The sequence below is a fragment of the Streptomyces sp. B21-083 genome, from assembly GCF_036898825.1.
Classification (GTDB): Bacteria; Actinomycetota; Actinomycetes; order Streptomycetales; family Streptomycetaceae; genus Streptomyces.
In genome coordinates, this window is sequence record NZ_JARUND010000002.1 from 4,702,239 (window position 1) to 4,723,069 (window position 20,831).

A 20,831-nucleotide genomic window follows, 5' to 3' on the forward strand; every position below is an offset into this window, starting at 1 on the left:
GGCTACGCGGCGACTCCGTCCGTTACGTTGCGTCCGCTGGCGGTGGAGACGTCGAACTGGCCGGTTACGGCGGCGGTGATGAGGGCTTGGCGGCGTTCGGTTAGGAGCTGCTCCTGGTGATCCAGTTTGCGATGCAGCTGGTCGAGAGCACCGACCCTGATATCGAGCAGGCGAACAATCTCGTCCTGCTCTGTGCGAGGGATCGAGGGAATGGGGATTTGCTTCATGGCACCCACGTTGAAGTGAGCTTGGATGCTGCCGACGGAGTGCTCCGTAACCCGTGCACTGGCATAGTCCGAGTTCAAAACGTATTGCAAGTACCTCGGCGAGGTCTTCCTGCCGGGGCGCACCACGATGAGATCGATGCAATTCGCCCCGTCCAGCTCAGCTGGTACCACAGCTGCTGCACCTGCCTGTCCCGTGCGCACAACGACAACGTCACCGGTATTGAGCCGCGACTTGCGGTTCTCAGCATGTCCCTCAGCACTGATCTGCACGAGGTCACCGGTGCTGATGAAGCCAGGCTTGACGTTTAGGCCCCGCAGCGCGGGAGTCCCGCCCGCTTCTACATACCACTTGGCTGGAGTAATGACGATTCCAACGGTGACATCGGCCACCAGATACTTCAGAGGTACCAGACCATCAGTCGTCTGGGCTCGTTCAAGGCCCAGCGTCGACTCGATGACTCGTTCCCGCTTGAGCGTCAGCAAACTTCGCATCTGGCGGCGCTTCAACACCAGCTGGTCGATGCGGGCGGTCTCGGCGTCGAGGAAGTCGGCGATGCGGCGTTGCTCCTCCAGGGGCGGCAGCCAGAGTTTGACCTCGCCCAACTCCTCAGCATTCAAGTGAGGTTGGGCAGCCCGAGTACTAGCCAGACTGATTTGATCAAGGACTGCGGTACTCAGCAGAGCGTGGGCCGCGAAGCGCGAGTCGACCGTCTGCGGCGTGACACGCAAGTCGTACCCCGGTGCGCTGGCGGTCCATTCACTCGTGATGCGAGCCGAATCGCCGGTGTATGCTCCGCTCCGTACGACAAGGATTTCTCCCTCGTGCAGCAGTGGGGCTCGGTCCAAGGGCAGATCCTCAAGACGAGCGCGAAGCAGGTTGTTGGCGCTGATCTTTCCCCGGGACACGTTGGTCGCCCGAATGATCGGGACGCCCTCCTCCGAGAGCGGGGGCGGCTGGCCGAGTCCGTAGCGGATTCGCGCCACCCTCTTGAGCGGAACGTACCCGGTCATTCCGTCACCTCACCCAACAGCGCCTGAATCTCCGCCTCCAGCGACTTCAACTCCGCGTCGATCTTCGCCAGCGGCCTCGGCGGCTTGTACACGTAGAAATGCCGCGTGAACGGGATCTCGTAGCCGATCTTCGTCTTCGTGTGGTCGATCCACGCGTCCGCCGCGTGCGGCAGCACTTCGCGTTTGAGGTAGTCCTCGACGTCCTCGCCGAGCGGGACGTTCTCGTAGTCGCGCAGGTCCCCGTCCGGCTCCGCCACGCCCTTGACCTTCTGGACCTCGCCCTCCGGGTCCCGAACCCCGACCGTCTCCCGTACCGCCTTCGCGAACGGCGCTCCCGACGGCCACGTCAGCCCGGCCGCGACCACCGCGTCCTTGAGCGCGATGAACGCCTCGGACTTCGTCGTCCAGGACGAGCCGAGCAGCGTACGCACCGCCGCGACGAACTCCTCGCTCCGCTCCAGCCTCGCGACCGGCTTGGCCTCCGCCAGCGCTGCCAACGTTTCCTCCGTGACCTCGAAGCGCAGCTTCAGCGGGCGTTCGACGGTGATGCGCTGGTAGCCGAAGTCCTCGTTGGCGAAGACCTTGACCTTGCCGTGCAGCGGGTGTTCGGGGTCCTTGGCGACCTGGACGGCCTCCGCGTACAGCCGGGTGATGTCGCCGATGTGGTCGGGGCGGCCGTTCGTGCCGTCGCCGAGCTCCTTGCGCTTGTCGCCGAGCGACTTGCGCATCTTCTGCCACTGATCGCGCGCGTCGAGAAGGACGACCTTGCCCTTGTGGTCGGCGTCCTTGCGGTTGGTGAGGATCCAGAAGTACGTGGAGATACCGGTGTTGTAGAAGAGCTGGTCCGGGAGGGCGACGATCGCCTCCAGCCAGTCGTTCTCCAGGATCCAGCGGCGGATGTTGGACTCGCCGGACTCGGCCGCGCCCGTGAAGAGCGGGGAGCCGTTGAAGACGATGGCGATGCGGGAGCCGCCTCCGCCGTTCACGTCCACCGGCTTCATCTTCGAGATCATGTGCTGGAGGAAAAGCAGCGAACCGTCGTTGATGCGCGGCAATCCCGCGCCGAAGCGGCCGGCGTCGCCGAGCGACTTGTGCTCGTACTCGACGTCCTCCTTGACCTTCTTCCACTCCACGCCGAACGGCGGGTTGGCGAGGATGTAGTCGAACCTGCGGCGGGCGTGGCCGTCGTCGGAGAAGGAGTTGCCGAAGCGGATGTTCTCCGGGTCCTGGCCCTTGATCATGAGGTCGGACCGGCAGATGGCCCACGATTCGGGGTTGAGCTCCTGCCCGTACACCTCGACCGTCGCGGCTGGGTTGAGGGCCTTGATGCGGTCGTCGGCGGCGCTGAGCATGCCGCCCGTGCCGCAGGCCGGGTCCATCACAGTGCGGACGACACCCGGCACGGTGAGGGCGTCCGCGTCGGGCGCCACCAGCAGATTGACCATCAGCTTGATGACTTCGCGCGGGGTGAAGTGCTCACCCGCGGTCTCGTTCGACTGCTCGGCGAAGCGGCGGATCAACTCCTCGAAGATGTAGCCCATGTTGTGGTTGGGCACGACATCGGGGTGCAGGTCGAGGTCGGTGAACTTGCCGATGACCTGGTAGAGGAGGTTCGCGGAGTCGAGCTTCCTTACCTGCTGGTTGAACTCGTACTTTTCAAGGACCTCGCGGGCGTTGTCGGAGAAGGCACCGACGTAGATCTGCAGGTTCTTCGCCGCGTTCTGCGGGTCAGCCGCGATCTTCTTCAGCGTTAGGTCACTCTTGTTGTAGAAGGAGTGGCCCGAGGCCTTGCGCAGGAAGTGGTCGGTGTCGATCTCCTGGCCCGCGAACTTCGCGACGGTTTCGGCGGCCTTGTCGCGCGTCGGCTCCAAAACGCACTCCAGGCGGCGCAGCACGGTGAACGGCAGGATGACCTTGCCGTAGTCGGACTGTCGGTAGTCACCGCGCAGGAGATCGGCGACGGACCAGGCGTGGTTCGCCAGCTCCGTGTGCTTGCTGATGTTCAAGAGTCCCGGCTTCCTTCCGAAGAGCGCCGTCCGGGCGGGGGACGGCAGGAATCAAGTGTGGTCGTGTGGGGTCGGACGAGTTGGGCGTTTCAGACGGAACGGCCGTCCGGGGTTTCCGGAGTATTCGGGGCGTCCGGTGGCAGGAGTACGCCGGCGGTGAGACCGGTGGTGAGGGTGGCCGCGGTGTCGGCGGCGAGGTCGGCGGTTCGGCGGACGGCCGCACGCAGCTCGTACACACTGCGGAAGGCCTCCCCGTAGCGCCGCTGTTCCTCCAGAGGCAGCAGCGGTACGCGCAGGCGGCCCGGAGCGACGTGCACGAGGGTGGAGCCGGTGGACGCGGAGGCGATGTTGTCCTCGGCGCCGAGGAACCCGGCCAGGAACCACGGGTCGAGGCGGGCCGGGTCGGGGCGCAGGAGGTGGATGTGCTGACCGAGCAGGGCTCCGGTGTCCCGGTCGTCCGCGACCCGGGTCATCGCGGCCGCGTCGCCGCCGCCCGCGACGGCGCGTACCAGGACGTCACCGGCGGCGACGGGTTGCACGGCGTCCGCGTGCAGGTCGACAGCCGTGCCGGACGGCGGGTTTCCGGCCGAGATGTCGTGGGCGGTGAGGACCGGCCGGTCCACGGTGGGGGCGGCGGAGCCCTTGGAGCCTCGGGTGCCGGGCGTCGCCGCCCGCAGCACGGTCAGGGCCCCGCCGCGTGCCAGGTCGGAGACGGTCGCCGTACGCCACTCGCGGGCCGAAACCCCGGACGGTTGCCACCCGCCGGACGCGGAGGTGGCAGCCAGGGCGGCGACCTGCTCGGCCAGTTGCCCGTGCAGGTCGTGGACGCGGCGGGCCAGGGCGGCCGGGTCGATGTCGGCCGCGGTCGCCCGGACGTGGCGGGCCGGGGTGACGTCGACGACGTCGTCGAGGAGGTCGACGAGCGGCACCGCGCGAGCGATGCCGGGCTCGTCGGCGTAGGTGTCGGGGGCGGTGGTGAACGCGGCCCACTGGGTGAGGACCCTGCCGGTCAGCCCCGCCCAGTCGAAGGTGGAACCAGAGGAAGACGATGCGGTGGAAGAGGAAGAGCCGGACCGGCCGAGGCGCGAGCCGCCGCGTGTACCGAAGCCGGCCGTGGCCGCAACGGTCGCGCCAGGCGTTCCCGTGGTGGCGTCCCGCTGCTCGCCCTCGCCGTCGACGAACAGCACCGGCGTACGGTCCGCGCCGCCCGGCTCGGGACGCTGGAGCACCCAGATCTGCAGACCGATGTGGAGCGGATACGCGGCGCGCGCCGGGAGCGAAATGACTGCTCGCAAGGCCCCGCTGCGGATGAGTTCGGCGCGGATGCGGCGGCCGGAGGAGCGGAAGGCGAGCGCGGGCGGCAGCAGCATGACCGCGTGGCCGCCGGCCTCCAAATGTGCGAGGGCGTGCTGTACCCAGGCCAGCTCTGATTCGAAGCGCGGCGGGACCCCGTACGCCCACCTCGGGTCGTATGCCAGCTCGTCGTGACCCCAGTCACGGTCGGCGAACGGCGGGTTGGACAGGACGGCGTCGACGGTGACCTCGGGGAAGGCGTCGTTGCGCAGGCTGTCGCCGACGCGGATCGCCACGTCGGCCCCGGGCGCGGCGATCAGGAGCCGTACTGCGCTGCGCTGGGCCTGGACTGGAAGGGTGTCCTGCCCGAACAGCTCCTGTGCGCCCTGCTGGGCGGCGGCGGCGAGGAGCGTGCCGCTGCCGCAGGCCGGATCGAGGACACGGGTCGCGCCGGCAGGCAGGAGGCTCGCCATGAGCAGAGCCAGGCCCTCCGGCGTCTGATAGACACCGCTGGCGGCGCCCTCCTCCAGTTCGCGCTCAGCGAGGACATCGAGGGCAGTCTGCGCTCCGGCCTCACGGAGGCAACCCAGCAGTGCGCGGACCGCGCCCGCATCGTCCGGGCCGTAGCGGACCGGCTCGGCCTCGGGCACAGCCGCGGGGAGCTGGGCTGCGGCCTTTTCCGCGCGGGCGGTCAGCTGGTCGTCGGAGGCGGTGGCGAGTTCGGCCAGCGCCTCGGGCGTGAGGCGGGACATGGCCGCCACCAGTGGGAACAGCCGCGCCGCCGCACCCGAGCCGGGCCCGAGCAGACGTAGCGCCGTACGCAACTCCTCGGTCGGCGAGGCAGCGGAGGTGTGCCCGCGCCCCCGCAGCCATGCCTGGACAGCCGTCAGGTCGTAGAGCGGGCTGCTCTCCGTGCCCCCGCTGGGGGCGGGGAAGTCGTCGTGGCGGCGGCGCCAGTTGCTGACGGTGGCACGCGTGACCCCTGCGATGCGGGAGATCTCGGCGGCGGTCACGTGCGCCGAGGCGGGGAGTTGGGCTGATGGCTGCTGGGGCATGGCGTGGGGTCCTGCTCCTCTCGGCTAGTCGGTAGTGAACAGTAAACAGATTACAGCAGTCGTCAAGTCCTCTGAACTGTTTGACGATGCTTTCAGTATTGTGCTTATCTGGCCCTGCTTACGAATGGAAGGGGCGGCGGCTGCGCGACCGCACTGGGAAGCGCCCTGTCGCCATACCGCGCCACGCATCCGATCTCTCCCGATCCCTCCACATCGCAACGCGATACGTCAGGGGCCGCGCCCACCCCGCATCCGTTCGGCAATCGCAGTCGCCGCCCACCGCACGCCGGATGAACCCGCATGACCACCCCGACCCAACAGCCCCCGTTCGGTCGGCCCGCCCCGGGCGGCTGGGGACACATGCCGCCCGCCGCCCACCCGACACGAACGCCGGGGGCACCATCCGCACCGATCGGGTGCCGGTGTCCGCCCCAACCTCCGAACCAGCAGCCGGCCCTCAGGAGACAGCACATGACCGTGACGGAACAGCCCCAGCAGAACGCGGACCACCCCACCGACCCAGCAGAGCCGACCCCCTCCGACCAGCCCGTGCCCGTGGCCGAGCTGGTGCGAACCCGCCTGGGCGAGGCGGCACTCACCGAGCCCGTGAAGGCGCTCCTGAACGAGGCGCTGGGCGACAGCGAGACCCGTGAGACCTCCACGGTCGGCCGGATCTACCTCGAGTCCGTCGCCGTCGCCCGGTTCCGCGGCATCGGGCCGCGCGCTTTGCTCAAGCTCAGCCCCCGGCCCGGCGTGAACCTGGTCGTGGGCCGCAACGGTTCCGGCAAGTCCAGCATCGCCGAGGGCATCGAGACGGCCTTCACCGGCGTGAACATGCGGTGGCAGGGGCAGCACGCGACGCGCAGCAGCAACTGGCGCAACCTCCACGACACCGACGGCAGACCGGAGATCGAGGTCAAGCTCGCCATCGAGGGCGACACCGGCCGCAGCACACTCACCCGCACCTGGGAGAGCGACGACTTCGACGACTCCCAGGCCGAGCTCAAGCGGCCCGGACACGGCCGCGCGCCCCTCGACCAGATGGACTGGAAGCAGTCCCTGCGGGACTTCCGACCCTTCCTGTCGTACGTCGATCTCGACCGCATGATCAGTGGCAAGCCCTCCGAGATGTACGACTCCATCGCCACCATCCTCGGCCTGGGGCAGCTCAGCGCCGCCGATGGCCGGCTCCGCCAGGAGGCCAAGGCGCTCGAAGACGCGGAGAAGGTGGCGAAGGGGGAGCTGCCGGGCCTCAAGGAGGCGCTGTACGAACTGGAGGACGACGACCGCGCGGTCCAGGCACTCGTCGCCGTCGACACGGCGGGAACGCCCGACTTCGACACCGTCGAAGCTCTGATCGCCGGTCTGCCCGCCGACACTGACGGCGGCCTGCTTGCCGGACTGCGCGCCGAGGCAGACGTGCAGGGACCCGAGATGGCGCAGGTCCGCACGACCGTGGACCGCCTGCGCAGGGCTCTCGCCGACGTCGAGGACCTGCGCGGCACCGGCACCGAGGACGCCCTGCAGCGTGCGGAACTCCTCGAACGGGCTGTGGCGCACAACGACCGTCACCCCGACGCGGCCTCCTGCCCCGTGTGCGGGACCGACGGCATGCTGGACGCGGCATGGGCCACGGACGCCATCGCCCAGATCGCCGCACTGCGGCAGGAGGCGGAGGCAGCCGCGGACGCGCGCAGCGAACTCCGGTCGGCCGCGCGGGCCGTGCAGGACCTCGTTCACACGCCCCGGCAGATCCCCGCCGCCCTTACCGACCCGTGGCATGCCTGGACCGCCTGCCGGACGATCAGTGATCCCGGCGAGCTCGTCCGGCGCGCCCACGAGGCCGCCGCGACCCTGGCCGATGCCTGTGCTGCGGTCAAGGAGAACGCCGTCAGGGAGCTGGAGAAGCGGGACGAACGCTGGCGCGGACTCGTCACCCGCCTGGCGGGCTGGGCGGAGAGGGCCTGTGCCGTGGAGACGAACAAGCCTCGGCTGCGGGACATCAAGAAGGCGAGCGCCTGGATCAAGGCGCTGGCCGCCGAGTTGCGGGAACAGCGCATGGAAGGCTTCGCCGACCAGTCGCAGCGGATCTGGGAGCGGCTCCGCCAGGAGAGCAACATCGACCTCAAAACCGTGAGCCTGAAGGGCAGCGAGAAGGCCACTGTTCGCAAGCTCGTCATGGATGTCACCGTCGACGGCCAGGAGGCGTCGGCTCTCAGCGTCATGAGCCAGGGCGAGCAGCACTCCCTTGCGCTGTCCCTGTTCCTGCCCCGGGCCGCCACCGCCGACAGCCCGTTCGGCTTCATCGTCATCGACGACCCCGTGCAGTCCATGGACCCCGCCAAGGTCAACGGACTCGCCCAGGTCCTGCACGAACTCGGCGAGCACCGGCAGGTCATCGTGTTCACCCACGACACCCGGCTCCAGCGTGCGTTCACCAGCCAGGATCTGCCGGTGACGGTGTTCGAGGTCGAGCGGGCCAAGTCGTCCAGGGTGAAGGTCAAGCCGGTGACCGACCCGGTACGGCAGGCACTCGACGACGCGCGGGCGCTCGCCAGTACCAGTGACCTGCCGACGGCGGCACGGACCCACGTGCTGCCCAGCCTGTGCCGTATCGCCCTGGAGAACGCCTTCCTTGAGGCCGCCTGGATCCGGCACCACCGTTCCGGCGCGCCCGAACACGAGCTACAGGTCGCCGTCGGCGGCGCCGACAAGCTCATGAAGGTCGCCGCCCTGGCCCTGTTCGGCGACGCCGGGCGGACCGGCGACGTCTACCGGGAACTGCTCACCCTTTGCGGACCACGTGCGGTGAACCTCCTCAAGGAATGCCAGAACGGCGCCCACGCTGCGGGAGCGCAGATCACCGACCCCCACCGCTTCGTGGACGACATCGACACCATGGCGCAGAAGGTGCGCAAGCCGGAGGTGACCGCGTGATGAGCACTCCCAGCACCTCGGTCGAGGAGCTCCTGCTGACGGCCGATCAGCTGCTTACCGCCCGCACGGGCGCCACAGCCGCCGGCCGACACCGCGGAGCCTCCCTCGCTCTGCGGACCGCCCTGGAGATCTCCATCGACCGCGTGCTCGACGCCGCAGTACCCGGGCTCGCAGGCACCACGATGCGCGCCAAGATGCTGTGCCTCCACTGCTACACCGGAGCGGAGACCGCGCGCCGCACCCACGCCGTCTGGGCGCACCTCTGCCTGGGGTGCCACTACCACCAGTACGAGATCGGACCCACACGCGACCAGGTCCACACCTGGCGGACGGAAGTCGGCGAGCTGGTAGGGACGTTGACCCACTGATCCAATGAAGCTGGAGTATTCAACTCGTCACGTCGAGTGTCTCAACTCGTTGTTGTGGTACAGATGTTGATGCCTCCGGGCTGCGGGGGTCGGCGTACTCGGGTTATGTGGTCAGCCGGGTACGGGCGAACGTGCTCAGCGCCGGGCGTGTGCGATGGCTGGAAGCACTGCTACAGGGTCCAGAGATGCAGAGCGGTCTCGGTGGCGGACACGGTGTACCAGGTGCCGTCGCCGAGGGCCTTTGGCAGGCCGGACACCTCGAAGGGGTAGATGAGCCGGTCGGTCAGTCGCATACGGGCCGCATCAATGAGCCAGTGCCGGCCCATGCCGGACTCTTCGTCGCTCTCAACTGTCCCGACAATGACGCTGTCCTCGTCGAGGAAGCCGCCCTCATAGTCGAAGAACGCCTGCGCTTCGTCGTCCTCGACGGTTTCAGGCTGTTCGGTCTCCAGCGCAGGGTGTCGTGGCAGTGCGGCGGCACTCAGTTCTTCCACCGTGCCGTCGGTGACCCGGTGAAGGGCCAGGGTGTCCTGGTCGTGGGTGACCGTGAGAAGGTTCCGGTGGGGCTCACCGCCAGCAGGAAGCGGTCCTCGTAGCCGAAGCTGTCGATGGCGAGGGTGCGGCCGTTCCAGCGTCCCCAGCGCAGTGCAGAGCCGTCCTGTCCTTCACCGATGGTCAGCCCCATCTGACCGGGGTCCGGGTGCGGAATGTGGTCGGAACCTGCGGCTGCCGTATGTGTCGCGGCGCGGGCGAGCACGGTGCCGTCCTCAGCAGCGATGACCAGCCACTCGTCTGCTCCGCGACCTCGGTCGCAGGTCAGGGGGCCGCGGATATGGACCCATACCAGTGTCCCGTCCGCGGAAAATGCGGCCGAGCCGCTGCCGACGTACCGATGGTCACGCTCGTTGGCGTATTCGGTGAAGGCCTCGTGCCCCGCGCACCCTGTCCAGCAGCGGTGCCGCACCTCCCACCGAATCTTCCCCCTCCGGTCCACGGCATGTAGCGCGTGGAGCCCGGCGAAAACGGCCAGATCACCGGAAGGGGACACCGCGCAATGGCCGTACCGGCGTGGCCAGGGGGCCGGAAAGCGGACGGCCTCGGCCGTGGCCGACGGCTCGAGATTCTGCACGATCAGCTCCGTGTCACCGCGCTGTATGAGCAGCCGTGTTCCGGCTCGCCACTCCAGGCGGGGCGCGTCGTCGGCTCTGGAAAAAGCCAGAGGGGCAGCGATTGTGGTCATGAGTCGAGCAAGCTGCGGCACGAGGACTCCGAGGGACGGGGAACTTCCTGGCGGGACCCTACGACAAGCCGCTGACACCACCGATCCGGTGGACGCTCCCCTCGGCAACGATCACGGCGCGCGGACATCGGACACGACGGCATCGGGGCGAGCACGTATACCCGGACCCGGTTGTGCACATTCAGGTATGCGCCGACAGGAGGTGCGGATCCGGCAGGACGTTGCCGCGAACCGCACGAAGACAGGCAGCCAGGGCAACAGGCCCGTCACCCACGACACCGCCCCTACAGCGACCGCACCACCGTCGAGCGGACCACCGACAAGTGAAGGACTCGCGAGGCATCGCCACTTGCTGCGACGAAACGTCCGGGAACTACCTCGCCCTACTCCGCCTCCCGTGAACGACCCTCTGGGGGCAGCAACCTCCTGCAAGCCCGCTGATCACGACCACGGGCAGACCCCAGCAGAACTGTCTCCTCGGTCCAGCACAGCTGCCGCGCCCCACAAGGCGTTCACGCACACCCCGAGGTGTCCCTTCGGGCCGTTTCCTGTACGGGCCGTTTCTCCCACACCGAGGTCGGGCGGCAGCCCCATGACCCAAGGGCCACGCAGCACCCTGCTCGCCTGCCGCCATCGCAGGACACGCGTGCTCAATTTGCCTGAATTCCATGGTCACTTGAAGGAGAAGGCCTCAGCTCGCAGACCTGAGCCGGGATTTACCTTGGAGGGACTTGCGGGTTTCGAACTGAAGACCTACGCATCGCAATGCGCAAGACCACCTTTGCCAATTCGGGCCCCATTTGGGCCCCAGATGGCCCTCTGGCACGCCCCGCAGGGCAGTGGTTTAGACCACGAAAAGGTAAAGTAAAAGGAAAAACCCCAGGTCACGGCGAGTGAGTCCCAGGGTTTTCCGGAGCCGCCTTCGGGATTCGAACCCGAGACCTACGCATTACGAGTGCGTTGCTCTGGCCATCTGAGCTAAGGCGGCGCGCCGTTCGCACCATGGTGCGGTCAGCAACGTCGGTAAGTCTACACAGTTTCCGAGAGTGCTCAGCCCACCCCCCGGAGGCCCCCGGGGAGGCCTCCGCACCGGCGCTCGCGCCCCGCTACACGCACCGTTTCCCCTCCCTCGGAGGGGTCCCCCGGAGCAGATACGTGTTGATCGCGTCGTCGATACAGTCGCTGCCCCGCCCGTATGCCGTGTGGCCGTCCCCCTCGTAGGTCAGGAGGCGGGCCGAGGACAGCTGACGGGAGAGCGACCGGGCCCAGCGGTACGGGGTCGCCGGGTCGCGGGTCGTGCCGACGACGACGATCGGGGCCGCGCCCTTCGCCTCGATGCGATGCGGTTCACCGGTCGGCCGCACCGGCCAGTACGCGCAGCTCAGAGAGGCCCAGGCCATGACCTCACCGAAGACCGGGGACGCCCTCTCGAAAGACGGCAGTGCGGCGCGCACCTGGTCGGGGGTGGTGTACGCCGCCGGAAGGTCGAGGCAGTTCACTGCCGCGTTGGCGAACATCAGGTTCGAGTAGCGGCCGTCGGCGTCGCGCTCGTAGTAGCTGTCGGAAAGGAGCAGCAGGCCCGCGCCGTCCTTGTCCCGCATCGCCGCGGTCAGCGACTCGCGCAGTTGCGGCCAGGCGCTCTCGTCGTACATCGCGGCGATCACGCCTGTCGTGGCGAGGGCCTCGCCCAGCTTGCGCCCGTCCGCGTCGCCCGTCGGGATCGGCGACGTGTCGAGGCGGTCGAAGAACGCCTTGAGGTTCGCGCCGACCTCGCCCTCCTTCGTACCCAGCGGGCAGTCCGTCTGCCGTACACAGTCCTTCGCGAACGCGTCGAAGGCCGTCTCGAAGCCCGCCGTCTGGTCGAGGCTCAGTCGGCTCGCGGACAGGGAGGGGTCCATCGCGCCGTCCAGAACCAGCCGGCCCACACGGTCCGGGAAGAGCCCCGCGTACGTCGCCCCGAGGAACGTCCCGTACGACGCCCCGACGTACGTCAGCCGCTCGTCGCCCAGCAGCGCCCGCAGGATGTCCATATCCCTGGCCGCCTCCACCGTGGACACGTGCCGCAGCAGATCGGGCGAGCTGCTGCCGCAGCCCTCGGCGAACTCCTTGTACGCGCCGACCAGTTGGTCCGTCTCCCGCTCGCTGTCGGGAGTCGTGTCCGTCTGCGTGTACGCGTCCATCTCGCGGCCGTCCAGGCACTCGACCGGCTCACTGCGGGCCACCCCGCGCGGGTCGACCGCGACGATGTCGTAGCGCGCGCGGACCTGCGCCGGGTAGCCGACACCCGCGTACGCCTGCACGTAGCCGACCGCCGATCCGCCCGGTCCGCCCGGGTTCACCAGCAGTGAGCCGAGAGGCTTGCCCGCGCCCGTGGCCTTTTTGCGGGACACGGCGAGTCTGACGTCGCCCTTGGTCGGAGCCGCGTAGTCGAGGGGCGCCTTCATCGTGGCGCACTGGAAACCGGGCACACCGCACGACCGCCAGCTCAGCTTCTGCCCGTAGTACCGAGCGAGGCCGGCCGGCGTGGCCGACGTACTCGGCACACTCGCGGCACTAGCGGCGCTGGTCGAACTCCCCGTGGAACAGGCGGAGACGAGCAGTGCGGCCACAGCGAGCAAGGACCAGGCCGGACGCGGTGTACGCCTCATATGCATTCAGCGAGCGTAACCCTGAGAAACCATACAGATACTCTCCGTCCGCTATATGACCCGTACGAGTTACCGGGTACGAGTTGCCCGTCCCCCCAGTTCACCCGAGTCGCCCGGTCACGAGCGGCCAGCGGCGAGGTGCGTCACACAGTGGACAGCCAACCGTCAGCCTGCTCTCAGCGCCAGCGTCATCGCCTCCACCGCCAGCAGCGGTGCCACGTTGCGGTCCAAGGCTTCGCGGCACGCGGCGATCGCGTCGATGCGGCGGAGCGTCGACTCGGGTGAGCCGGCGCGGGCCAGGCGCTCCAGGGTGTCCTCGGCCTCCGCGTTGGCGATCGCCAGGCGGGAGCCGAGCTGGAGAGCGAGAACGTCGCGGTAGAAGCCGGTGAGGTCGATCAGGGCCAGGTCGAGGGTGTCTCGCTGCGTACGCGTTCTCCGGCGCTTCTGACGGTCCTCCAGCTCCTTCATCACGCCCGCCGTACCGCGCGGCATCCGGCCGCCCTGGGCTGCTCCGAGCGCGGCCTTGAGCTCCTCCGTCTCCTTCACGTCGACCTCCTCCGCGAGCTGCTTGGCGTCCTCCGACGCCGCGTCGATCAGCTCCTGGGCCGCCTTCAGACAGCCACCGACGTCCTCCACGCGCAACGGCAGCTTGAGGACGGCGGCCCGGCGCTCCCGGGCCCGTGCGTCCGTGGCCAGCCGCCGGGCACGGCCGATGTGGCCCTGCGTCGCCCGGGCAGCGGTGTGCGCGACGTGCGGCTCGATACCGTCCCGGCGGATGAGGATGTCGGCCACTGCTTCCACCGGCGGGGTGCGCAGGGTGAGGAGACGGCAGCGGGAGCGGATCGTGGGCAGCACGTCCTCGATGGACGGGGCGCACAGCAGCCACACCGTGCGCGGCGCGGGTTCCTCGATGGCCTTGAGCAGGACGTTGCCCGCGCCCTCCGTGAGGCGGTCCGCGTCCTCCAGGACGATGACCTGCCAGCGTCCGACGGCCGGCGAAAGCTGGGCTCGCCGGACCAGCGCGCGGGTCTCCTTGACGCCGATGGAGAGGAGATCGGTGCGGACGATGTCCACGTCGGCGTGTGTGCCCGTCAGGCTCGTGTGACAGCCGTCGCAGAACCCGCAGCCGGGGACTCCGCCGAGGGCGCGGTCGGGGCTCACGCACTGGAGCGCGGCGGCGAAGGCACGGGCCGCCGTGGACCGGCCGGAGCCGGGCGGCCCGGTGAAGAGCCAGGCGTGCGTCATCTTCGACGCCTCGGGCAGGGGCTCGCCCGTGGCGACGGCGGTGACCAGGGCGTCGGCATCCCGCGCGGCGGCCTCCAGCTGCGCGCTCACCTTCTCCTGACCCACCACGTCGTCCCACACCGGCATGGGAACACCGCCCTTTCGTCACGCCGCTTCGTCACGGCGTTTCATCACGCCACCGCGTCAGGCCGATTCGTCACGGCTTGCCCGCGGAACCCATTGTGCGGGTCCCCACTGACAACGGGCTCCGCAGACGGACTGGCTCTACGCACCGACGGGCCAACTGGCAACGAGCGCCCGCCTCAGCGGCGCCGCCCGCCCCGACCCCGCCCCTCGTCCCGGTCGTCGTCCGCGTGCGGCCCGAGCAGTTCGTCGGCCAGCGTCGGCAGGTCGTCCAGCGGGGTCTCCTCCGCCCAGTCGGAACGCGGACGCCGACGCGGGGTGCCATCGGAGTCGACCTGGGGCAGCTCCCGCGTCCGGTCCTCACCGGCCCCGGACTGCCCGTCCGCACGCTCGTCCCGGAAGAACCCCGGGGGCACGCGATCCGCGGGCGCACCGTCCCGCCGACCCGCACCGTCGTCCCGTACGGCAGGCAGCACAGCGGTCTCATCGGCCGCACCCGGCACCACAGGCGGCAGCACAGCGGTCTCATCGGCCGCACCCGGCACCACAGGCGGCAGCACAGCCGTCTCATCCGCCGCACCCGGTGGAGCGGACGGAACCGGCGGCAGCACCGCGGTCTCGTCGGCCGCCCCCGGAGGCACCGTCGGCTTCTGCAGCTTGGCCGTCAACTCGGAATCGGAATCGGATCCACCGTACCGACCGCCACCCCCAACCCCAGCCGCACGTGAACCCTCATCCGCACCGGAACCGGAACCGGCACCCGCAGAAGCCACCGCCGCCGCCGAGGCCGCGGCAGCAGCCGCCGCCGAAGCCGCAGCAGTCGCCTCCGCGACCCGCCGCCGCTCCGCCTCAGCCCGTACGAGCGCTTCCTCGGCCTTCCGCTGCTTCTCCAGCCGGCGTTCCTCCGCCTCCGCGTGGATCCGCGCCTCCTCCTCGACCTGCTTGCGCCGACGGTCCTCATCGGCCTTGCGGCGGGCCTCGGCCTCGGCGCGGGCTTTCTCCTCGGCGAGCAGCCGTACCCGCTCCTCCTCGGCGCGGCGGCGGGCGTCCTCGGCCCGCTGCCGGGCCTCCTCCGCCTGGCGTTCGGCCTCGCGGCGCTGCGCCTCCTCAAGCTCGCGGCGCTTGCGCTCCTCCTCCTCGGCGCGCAGCCGGGCCAGCATCTCCTGACGCTCGCGCTCGACGCGCTCCTCCTCGGCCTTGCGCGCGGCCTCTTCCTCCGCCCTGCGCCTGGCCTCCTCCTCGGCCGCCCTGCGGGCCTCCTCCTGGGCCTTCACCTCGGCCTCGGAGAGCGGCAGCAGCAGGTCGAGCCGGTGGCGGACGACCGCGGTGACGGCCTCGGGTTCCTGGCCCGCGTCCACGACCAGATAGCGGCCCGGGTCAGCGGCGGCCAGCGTGAGAAAACCGGACCGCACGCGCTCGTGGAACTCGGCCGGCTCCGACTCCAGCCGGTCCGGCGCCTCCGTGAACCGCTCGCGGGCGGCCTCCGGGGAGACATCCAGCAGGACGGTCAGATGTGGTACCAGGCCGTCGGTCGCCCAGCGCGAGATACGCGCGATCTCGGTCGGGGAAAGGTCCCGGCCGGCCCCCTGATAGGCCACCGACGAGTCGATGTACCGGTCGGAGACGACCACCGCGCCCCGCTCCAGGGCAGGCCGTACGACCGTGTCGACGTGCTCCGCGCGGTCCGCCGCGTACAGCAGCGCCTCCGCGCGGTGCGACAGACCGGCGCTCGACACATCCAGGAGGATCGACCGCAGCCGCTTGCCCACCGGGGTCGCACCCGGCTCGCGCGTGACCACGACCTCGTGGCCCTTGGCCCTTATCCACTCGGCGAGCGCTGTCGCCTGCGTGGACTTGCCGGCCCCGTCGCCGCCTTCCAGGGCGATGAAGAAGCCGGTCGCCGCCGGCGCCTGCGCGGGGTCGTCGCCGCCGCGCATCGCGTCCCGCAGGTCGTGCCGCAGCGGTACGCCGGACCGGTCGTCGACCTTGGCGAGGACCAGCGCGGCCACCGGCAGCAGCAGTGCTCCCACCAGCATCAGCGTGAACGCCGCGCCACCGTGCGCGAAGACGAACTTGCCGCTCTCCAAGCGGTGCGGGCCGACGAGGGCCGCCACCAGGGGGGCGATCAGCGCGGCCAGCGCCACGCACACCCGTACGACCGCGTGCAGATGCTCGGTCAGCCGTGTCCGGCGCTGGTCCTCGGTCTCCTGGTCGAGCAGCGTGTGCCCGGTGTTGGCGGCGACGCCCGCACCGATGCCCGCGAGCCCGACGATCAGCAGCACCGACGTCACGTCCGCGACCAGCCCGGCGGCGAGCAGCGCGACCCCGGTGAAGGCGATGGCCAGCGCGAGCAGCCGACGCCGCGACAGCGCCACCAGCACCTTCGGTGCCGTACGGATACCGATGACGGTGCCGCCGGTGAGAACGAGGACCAGCAGCCCGTACATCACCGGGCCGCCGCCCAGGTCCTTCGCGTGCAGGACGGCCACGGAGACGGCCGCCGCGACCGCGCCGGAGACGGCCGCGCAGGCCAGGACGAGCAGCGGGATCGCGCCCGTACGGCCCGTCTCGGTGGCCGTGCCGGACTTGGGGCGGCGCAGGCCTTCGAGCGGTGACCGCGCGCGCGGGGTGCGTACGTCGGGCAGTTCGAGGTAGGTCAGCACGGACAGCGAGGCGGCGAACAGCCCGGCCGCGACGTACGACCCGAAGGCCGCCTGGTGCCGGCCGAACCACTCGATGCCGGTGCCCAGCAGGTTGTTGACGAGCCCGGCGACGAGAAGCGCGGCGCCCGCGAGCGGCAGCGCGACGAAGGTCGTACGCAGGGACAGGCGCCGCAGCGCGTCCATGTGGTCCGGCAGCGGGCGGACCGTCGCCCCCTCCGGGGGAGGCGCCGGCAGCAGGGCGGGCGCCGCGCCTTCCCGGCACACCGTCCAGAAACGCTCGGCGACTCCGATCACGAAGGTGGTGACCAGGAGGACGGCGAGGGAGTTCTCCGGCGTCCAGTCGATCCACAGGGGCGCGATGATCATGAGTATGGTGCGCAGGCCGTCGGCGCCGACCATGGTCCAGCGGCGGTCGAGCGGGCCCTCCTGCGAGGTGAGCGAGGTGAGCGGGCCGAGCAGGACGGCACCGAAGAGCAGAGTGGCCAGAACACGTGCCCCGAAGACAGCCGTCACGGCGAGCGCCACGCCCCGGTAGCCGCCGCCGAACGAGCCCTCGGCGATGGCCGACTGGAGGACGAGCACCACCAGGACCAGCAGCGCGAGGGCGTCACCGACACCGCCCACCAACTGCGCGCTCCACAGCCTCTTCAGCTGGGGCCGGCGCAGCAGGGCGCGGACGGCGCGTTCGCGGGAGTCCGCGACCAACGCGTCGTCGGGGGCCTGGGGGATGGCCGTTGGCTGCTCTGCTGGCGTCATGCTTTCAGCCTATCGGCAGCCACCGACAGCCCGAAGTGGCCGTCCGGACGTACGACCGCCCCGACACCTGATGGTGCCGGGGCGGTCGTTTCGCGAAGTTCGTGCGAAGGCGAAGTGAAGACCGGCGAAGACCGGTCACCTCGATCGGTCACGACCACCCGTGGGTGTCGTCGTGACCGACGGGCTCACTCCTCGCCCGTGGCCCTCGCCGCGGTCGCCTTCTTGGCCGGAGCCTTCTTCGCGGCCGTCTTCTTCGTGGCGGTCGTCTTGGCTGCCGTTGTCTTGGCCGCGGTCGTCTTCTTGGCCGCGGCCGTCTTCGTCGCAGCAGCCTTCTTGGCGGGGGCCTTCTTCGCCGGCGCCTTCTTGGCGGTCTTCTTGGCGGGCGCCTTGGCACGCTTCTCGGCGAGCAGCTCGTAGCCGCGCTCCGGGGTGATCTCCTCGACGCTGTCACCGGAGCGCAGGGTCGCGTTGCTCTCGCCGTCGGTCACGTACGGCCCGAAACGACCGTCCTTGACGACCACCGGCTGCCCGCTGACCGGGTCCGTGCCCAGCTCCTTCAGCGGCGGCTTGGCGGCGGCCCGGCCACGCTGCTTGGGCTGGGAGTAGATCTCCAGCGACTCTTCGAGGGTGATCGTGAAGAGCTGGTCCTCGGTCTGCAGGGACCGCGAGTCCGTGCCCTTCTTGAGGTAGGGCCCGTAGCGCCCGTTCTGCGCGGTGATCTCCACGCCCTCCGCGTCCTTGCCGACGACCCTGGGCAGGGACATCAGCTTGAGCGCGTCCGCCAGCGTCACCGTGTCCAGGGACATCGACTTGAACAGCGAGGCCGTCCGCGGCTTCACGGCGTTCTTGCCCGTCTTCGGGGTGCCCTCGGGGAGCACCTCGGTGACGTACGGGCCGTAGCGGCCGTCCCTGGCGATGATCTGGTGGCCGGACTCGGGGTCGGCGCCCAGCTCGAAGTCGCCGCTCGGCTTGGCGAGCAGCTCCTCCGCCAGTTCGACGGACAGCTCGTCGGGAGCGAGGTCCTCCTGCACGTCCGCGCGCTGGTGGTTCTCGGAGTCCTTCTCGCCGCGCTCGATGTACGGACCGTAGCGACCCACGCGCAGCACGATGTCGTTGCCCACCGGGAACGACGACACCTCGCGGGCGTCGATCGCGCCCAGGTCGGTCACCAGTTCCTTGAGACCGCCGAGGTGGTCCCCGTCGCCGTTGCCCGCCTCGGCCGCGCCGCCGACGGCGGGAGCACCGCCCGCGCCCTCGCCGAAGTAGAAGCGCTTCAGCCACGGCACGGACTGGGCCTCGCCGCGGGCGATGCGGTCGAGGTCGTCCTCCATGCGGGCGGTGAAGTCGTAGTCGACGAGCCGCCCGAAGTGCTTCTCCAGGAGGTTGACCACGGCGAAGGACAGGAAGGACGGCACGAGGGCCGTGCCCTTCTTGAAGACGTAACCGCGGTCGAGGATGGTGCCGATGATCGACGCGTACGTCGACGGGCGGCCGATCTCGCGCTCTTCGAGCTCCTTGACCAGCGACGCCTCGGTGTAGCGGGCCGGGGGCTTGGTGGCGTGCCCGTCGACCGTGATCTCCTCGGCGGACAGGGCGTCGCCCTCGTTCACCTGGGGGAGGCGGCTCTCGCGGTCGTCCAGTTCGGCGTTCGGGTCGTCCGCGCCCTCGACATACGCCTTCAGGAAGCCGTGGAAGGTGATCGTCTTGCCGGAGGCGCTGAACTCGGCGTCACGGCCGTCGGCGGCCCGGCCGGCGATCTTCACCGTGACCGAGTTGCCGACCGCGTCCTTCATCTGGGAGGCGACCGTGCGCTTCCAGATCAGCTCGTAGAGCCGGAACTGGTCGCCGGTCAGGCCCGTCTCGGCCGGGGTACGGAAGCGGTCGCCCGAGGGGCGGATCGCCTCGTGTGCCTCCTGCGCGTTCTTGACCTTCCCGGCGTACGTCCGTGGGGACGCGGGCAGGTAGTCGGCGCCGTACAGCTGGGTGACCTGGGTACGGGCGGCGTTGATCGCCGTCTCCGACAGGGTCGTGGAGTCCGTACGCATATAGGTGATGAAGCCGTTCTCGTACAGCTTCTGCGCGACCTGCATGGTCGCCTTCGCACCGAAGCCGAGCTTGCGGCTGGCTTCCTGCTGGAGCGTCGTCGTACGGAACGGGGCGTACGGCGAGCGGCGGTACGGCTTGGACTCGACCGAGCGGACGGCGAAGCTGGTGTCCGCCAGGGCGGCGGCCAGGGCGCGGGCGTTCGCCTCGTCCAGGTGGAGGGTGTTCGCGCTCTTCAGTTGTCCCACGGAGTCGAAGTCGCGACCCTGCGCGACCCGCCTGCCGTCGACGCTCGCGAGGCGGGCCACCAGCGTCGAGGGGTCCGACGAGTCACCGGCGCGGCCGGTCGCGAAGGTCCCCGTCAGGTCCCAGTACTCAGCAGAACGGAAAGCGATGCGCTCGCGTTCCCGCTCCACCACGAGCCGGGTCGCGACCGACTGGACACGGCCGGCCGACAGCTTCGGCATGACCTTCTTCCACAGGACCGGCGAGACCTCGTAGCCGTAGAGACGGTCGAGGATGCGGCGGGTCTCCTGGGCGTCGACCAGCTTCTGGTTCAGCTCGCGCGGGTTGGCGACGGCGGCCTGGATCGCGGCCTTGGTGATCTCGTGGAAGACCATCCGCTTGACCGGGACCTTGGGCTTCAGGACTTCCTGGAGGTGCCACGCGATGGCCTCGCCCTCGCGGTCCTCATCGGTGGCGAGGAAGAGTTCGTCGGAGTCCTTCAGCAGGTCCTTGAGCTTCTTGACCTGGGCCTTCTTGTCCGCATTGACCACGTAGATCGGCTGGAAGTCGTTCTCGACGTCCACCCCGAGGCGGCGCACCTCGCCGGTGTACTGCTCGGGCACCTCGGCGGCGCCGTTGGGGAGGTCGCGGATGTGCCCGACGCTCGCCTCGACGACATATCCGGGGCCCAGATAGCCCTTGATCGTCTTCGCCTTGGCAGGCGACTCGACGATGACGAGTCGGCGGCCGCCCTGTGCGGTCTCGCTGGTCGGGGACAACTTCGCTCTTCTCTCCGGTCGACACTCGGGGTCTCCCCCGGTCTTGCTCCCGGGGTCGGGTCATGCTGACGCTGCGGAGTGTGACGGTACATCCCGCCCCCGTGTCAAACGGGAAAAGCCCGCAACGGCCACTCGAACGGTAACCCGACTACCGCCATTCCTGCCGCCCGGAGTGTCGACCTGCCTGCTGGAGCCTATGCGGACGGTGACCT

Annotated in this window: 11 protein-coding genes and 1 tRNA gene; 2 read left to right on the forward strand and 10 right to left on the reverse strand. The window is 69.7% G+C overall.

The genetic code is table 11. The annotated features are described in order from the left end of the window. Nucleotides 1-2 precede the first annotated feature (2 nt). The 3 genes from QA861_RS45160 to QA861_RS45170 all read right to left on the reverse strand — a co-directional run bounded on the left by QA861_RS45160 (nt 3) and on the right by QA861_RS45170 (nt 5,550). Complete coding sequence (locus QA861_RS45160) at nt 3-1,238, reverse strand: restriction endonuclease subunit S (RefSeq protein ID WP_334594761.1); 1,236 nt, start codon at nt 1,236-1,238, stop codon at nt 3-5. Then, nucleotides 1,235-3,244, reverse strand: a complete 2,010-nt coding sequence (locus QA861_RS45165; RefSeq protein ID WP_334594762.1) for a type I restriction-modification system subunit M — start codon at nt 3,242-3,244, stop codon at nt 1,235-1,237. Before QA861_RS45165 ends, QA861_RS45160 begins: the two co-directional genes overlap by 4 nt. A gap of 89 nt (nt 3,245-3,333) precedes the next feature. Then, nucleotides 3,334-5,550 (reverse strand): N-6 DNA methylase, encoded by a 2,217-nt coding sequence (locus QA861_RS45170; protein WP_334595054.1) that lies wholly within the window; start codon nt 5,548-5,550, stop codon nt 3,334-3,336. A gap of 513 nt (nt 5,551-6,063) precedes the next feature. Here QA861_RS45170 and QA861_RS45175 point away from each other — a divergent pair. Both QA861_RS45175 and QA861_RS45180 read left to right on the forward strand, forming a co-directional pair. Further along, nucleotides 6,064-8,529: an AAA family ATPase gene (locus QA861_RS45175; protein ID WP_334594763.1), complete on the forward strand. Its 2,466-nt coding sequence runs from the start codon at nt 6,064-6,066 to the stop codon at nt 8,527-8,529. Next, nucleotides 8,529-8,897, forward strand: coding sequence for a hypothetical protein (locus tag QA861_RS45180; RefSeq protein ID WP_334594764.1), 369 nt, complete (start codon nt 8,529-8,531; stop codon nt 8,895-8,897). The genes QA861_RS45175 and QA861_RS45180 overlap by 1 nt, the downstream gene beginning before the upstream one ends. 170 nt (nt 8,898-9,067) lie before the next feature. On the opposite strand, the gene QA861_RS45185 is transcribed toward QA861_RS45180, so the two are convergent. The 7 genes from QA861_RS45185 to topA form a co-directional block, all read right to left on the reverse strand. After that, entirely contained in the window at nt 9,068-9,391 is a 324-nt protein-coding gene (locus tag QA861_RS45185; protein WP_334594765.1) for a hypothetical protein, read from the reverse strand. Beyond that, nucleotides 9,379-10,137 carry a hypothetical protein gene (locus tag QA861_RS45190; RefSeq protein WP_334594766.1) on the reverse strand — a complete coding sequence of 253 codons (759 nt, stop codon included), beginning with the start codon at nt 10,135-10,137 and terminating at the stop codon, nt 9,379-9,381. The genes QA861_RS45185 and QA861_RS45190 overlap by 13 nt, the downstream gene beginning before the upstream one ends. A 914-nt stretch (nt 10,138-11,051) precedes the next feature. Next, nucleotides 11,052-11,125 (reverse strand) — tRNA-Thr (locus QA861_RS45195). Nucleotides 11,126-11,243: 118 nt separating this feature from the next. Beyond that, nucleotides 11,244-12,791, reverse strand: coding sequence for an alpha/beta hydrolase (locus QA861_RS45200; RefSeq protein WP_334594767.1), 1,548 nt, complete (start codon nt 12,789-12,791; stop codon nt 11,244-11,246). Nucleotides 12,792-12,950: 159 nt separating this feature from the next. Beyond that, nucleotides 12,951-14,156, reverse strand: coding sequence for a DNA polymerase III subunit delta' (locus QA861_RS45205; RefSeq protein ID WP_334594768.1), 1,206 nt, complete (start codon nt 14,154-14,156; stop codon nt 12,951-12,953). 176 nt (nt 14,157-14,332) lie between these two features. Then, nucleotides 14,333-17,572, reverse strand: a complete 3,240-nt coding sequence (gene tmk, locus QA861_RS45210) for a dTMP kinase (RefSeq protein ID WP_334594769.1) — start codon at nt 17,570-17,572, stop codon at nt 14,333-14,335. Between the two features lie 185 nt (nt 17,573-17,757). Further along, complete coding sequence (gene topA / locus QA861_RS45215; RefSeq protein WP_334594770.1) at nt 17,758-20,619, reverse strand: type I DNA topoisomerase; 2,862 nt, start codon at nt 20,617-20,619, stop codon at nt 17,758-17,760. Between the last annotated feature and the right edge of the window lie 212 nt (nt 20,620-20,831).

Bases quoted from the DNA above. Each gene is read 5' to 3' on its own strand.
- QA861_RS45160 (WP_334594761.1), bottom strand. From the start codon at position 1,238: ATGACCGGGTACGTTCCGCTCAAGAGGGTGGCGCGAATCCGCTACGGA.
- QA861_RS45175 (WP_334594763.1), top strand. From the start codon at position 6,064: ATGACCGTGACGGAACAGCCCCAGCAGAACGCGGACCACCCCACCGAC.
- QA861_RS45180 (WP_334594764.1), top strand. From the start codon at position 8,529: ATGAGCACTCCCAGCACCTCGGTCGAGGAGCTCCTGCTGACGGCCGAT.
- QA861_RS45190 (WP_334594766.1), bottom strand. From the start codon at position 10,137: ATGACCACAATCGCTGCCCCTCTGGCTTTTTCCAGAGCCGACGACGCG.
- QA861_RS45200 (WP_334594767.1), bottom strand. From the start codon at position 12,791: ATGCATATGAGGCGTACACCGCGTCCGGCCTGGTCCTTGCTCGCTGTG.
- QA861_RS45205 (WP_334594768.1), bottom strand. From the start codon at position 14,156: ATGCCGGTGTGGGACGACGTGGTGGGTCAGGAGAAGGTGAGCGCGCAG.
- tmk (WP_334594769.1), bottom strand. From the start codon at position 17,572: ATGACGCCAGCAGAGCAGCCAACGGCCATCCCCCAGGCCCCCGACGAC.